The organism is Gilvimarinus gilvus (assembly GCF_030518155.1).
In the GTDB taxonomy this organism is placed as follows: Bacteria; Pseudomonadota; Gammaproteobacteria; order Pseudomonadales; family Cellvibrionaceae; genus Gilvimarinus; species Gilvimarinus gilvus.
Genome location: NZ_JAULRU010000330.1, coordinates 1 through 425 on the forward strand (window position 1 = coordinate 1; position 425 = coordinate 425).

Here is a 425-nt window from a genome sequence, read left to right on the forward strand (position 1 = left end):
ATCATAATTGCTTCTTGTAAAATCAATCCCAAAACATTGGCTGGTGTTGCGCCCAAAGCTTTTCGAATACCAATTTCTTTGGTACGCTCTTTTACACTAAACACCATAATATTTCCGATACTTACGATTCCTGCAATCAAACTTCCTCCACCAATTACAAATACAATAATTGTCAAAATCAAGAAAAATTGATTGGTATCTTCCATTGCATCGGCTGCATTTCGCACCCAAATTCCACCATAATCAGAAGGCGCAACATTGTGTCGGCCTTTTATATTATATTCGATTGCATTTGCTAGTTTAGATATATCAGCCAAAGCCATTCCATCTTTTGGCGTTACAATAATTGATGAAACTTTATCCGTCGCATAAATCGTTCTAAATGTTGTAAAAGGCGCATACAAAGCACGCTCAGCATTATCGCC

1 protein-coding gene is annotated in these 425 nt (G+C 37.2%); it reads right to left on the reverse strand.

The window, feature by feature from the left end; all coding sequences use genetic code 11:
- The coding region (locus QWI17_RS05660) for an ABC transporter permease (protein ID WP_368045327.1) at positions 1–425 on the reverse strand (425 nt) is incomplete at both ends.